This is a genomic window from Bacillus sp. 166amftsu (assembly GCF_900107445.1).
Lineage (GTDB): Bacteria > Bacillota > Bacilli > Bacillales > Bacillaceae_G > Bacillus_A > Bacillus_A arachidis.
This window is the reverse complement of record NZ_FNQA01000060.1, coordinates 1-1,980: the sequence shown is the minus strand read 5'-3', so window position 1 is coordinate 1,980 and position 1,980 is coordinate 1. Positions and strand designations below refer to the sequence as shown.

The 1,980-nt window shown below is 30.8% G+C and carries 2 protein-coding genes; one reads left to right on the top strand and one right to left on the bottom strand.

The window, feature by feature from the left end; genetic code table 11:
- Positions 1-555 precede the first annotated feature (555 nt).
- The gene (locus BLV40_RS27730) at positions 556-1,080 is read left to right on the top strand and encodes a tubby C-terminal domain-like protein (protein ID WP_090695850.1); all 525 of its coding nucleotides are present in this window, start codon (positions 556-558) and stop codon (positions 1,078-1,080) included.
- A 122-nt stretch (positions 1,081-1,202) separates the two neighbouring features.
- Here the strand turns inward: BLV40_RS27730 and BLV40_RS27725 are convergent, their stop codons facing one another.
- Positions 1,203-1,670, bottom strand: coding sequence for a hypothetical protein (locus BLV40_RS27725; RefSeq protein ID WP_090695848.1), 468 nt, complete (start codon positions 1,668-1,670; stop codon positions 1,203-1,205).
- Positions 1,671-1,980 lie beyond the last annotated feature (310 nt).

Genomic DNA, 1,980 nt, shown 5'->3' with positions numbered 1-1,980 from the left:
GGGGGTCACTATACATGCTCATCAACTTAAGAATTTCATTGTTTTCCAAAACGAAAAAATAAGCTTTTTGTTACAAGTTAGCACAAAATTTCGTTCTGGGGGTACTATAAAATTTTAGCTTGATGCCTATGGGATCACCATATCAAAAAAGAAAATTATATGTTAAGACAATTTTTTAGTTAAATAACGGGTACTAATGGCATTTTATACGCTAAGAATATGCAGGATTTCATGCAAGCTACGAGAACGGTTTGAACTGCCAAATGCTGTTGTGACAGAAATGTATGAAATCTTGCATGCAGAAAAGGAACGGAAAGCTAGAAAACTCTTGGTATGAATAGATTTCTGGAATTTGATTACTACTGATAATGTGGCGTTATGTTAACCACAAATGTATATAGTATACATCCATTTTTTCACAACAAATTAATTATCCAAAATGATACAATAAAAGGAAAAAGAAAGGACTTTTCTTATAAATTCCGACTACGAAAATGAGTAAAAGAACAATTAAAACCATATTGTTTTCGTTAGAAATAAAGGAGAAGTATTGGAATGAAGAGATATACATACTTACCGCCTAAGGTAAAAGACTCTACTAAATCAGTTGATGTTATAGATGAAGCTGGAAATAAAGTGTTCACATTTAAAAGAAAGTACAAAAATATGTTATCAAGAATGGCAACCTATGTATGGAATATTGATTGGAACGTTCAAATTGATGTCTATTCCAACGATAGAGATATAGTTTATCAGTGTATAAAGAATACCAAATGGTTGGGAAAACCTACGTATAAAGTTATTAACTATCTGACGAGTGAAGAATATGAAGTAAGTTATATTTCATGGCAAGTTATATCCCCTGAGCTTCTTATTAAATCTGAATCTTGTGAACTCATAGTAAAAAAAGTGCCAATGGATTGGGCAAAATTTTATTATCAAGGTAAAGAAATAGCAAGGTGGAGAATGAAGACATCAGAATTGTTTAAAACATACTTAGAGATAGAAAAAGCTTCCCCTATACAAGAACCAGAATTTTTTACGAGTATTGCACAAAGTCTGTTTTATATCGGTGAATAATTAACTTCCAATAACGATAATTATGTAAAGAATAAAGCCGTCCATATGGGCGGCTTATTGTATTTTTTGCTTAAATTGGTTCAAATCCCCAAAAAAGACGATAGGATTTCCTATCGTCTTTTTTATTTTTTAATAAAAAATAAATTTAAATCAGTTTTATCTGTATCATAAGCTAATGCTTCAGCAATACAATTTTGAATAATTTCCAGTTTAGTTTTTTCAAAGAATGGTACTGAAACAATATAGTCTGATCCTGCCCTTTGAATAATCAATATATTTTGCATACCACTACCTAAAATACCAATGCCAATCAATAGTAAAATGAGTCCGAATACAAAGTTATTTCCTATGGTATTAAAGGAAAAAAGAAGAATAATCAATCCTAATATAATAGGTTTTATTCTATACTGAGAAGAAATCATTGAAGAACTAATATTTTTCAAAGGAATGCTTTGATTATCTTTTCCAGCAGGAATAAACCCTAATATAGTGTTCCCTGTGGATACTTTTACAAATCTTGAATCAACTGAAATAAACCCTTTAATCCCAAAAAACAAAAGTGACAACGAAAAATCTGTTTTTTTCTCCATTCCATCCTCCCAAAATGTAAAATATTCCATTCGTGAAAATATTACAGCAAATTTTCTGTAAATTTGGGATAGCAACAATTCGTTCTATAACAAAGGCGACGCGTAGAATACTATCTGTTTTAAACTTTCGTTTTTTGGTACTTATAACGAAAACCTTGTTATACCAGGGGATTTAGCCTTAGCGTACGGAATCCGTGAAATGTTGGTGCTACCCCAAAAAGCACTTTTTAATGTTTTAAAAGTGCTTTAACTTGATGTTGATGTGACGGAACCTTAAGTATGTAGAAATTAAAAAAAGTCCCTTAATCAT

Excerpts from the sequence above, each read along its gene's own strand:
- BLV40_RS27730 (WP_090695850.1), top strand. The coding sequence starts at position 556 with ATGAAGAGATATACATACTTACCGCCTAAGGTAAAAGACTCTACTAAA.
- BLV40_RS27725 (WP_090695848.1), bottom strand. The coding sequence starts at position 1,670 with ATGGAGAAAAAAACAGATTTTTCGTTGTCACTTTTGTTTTTTGGGATT.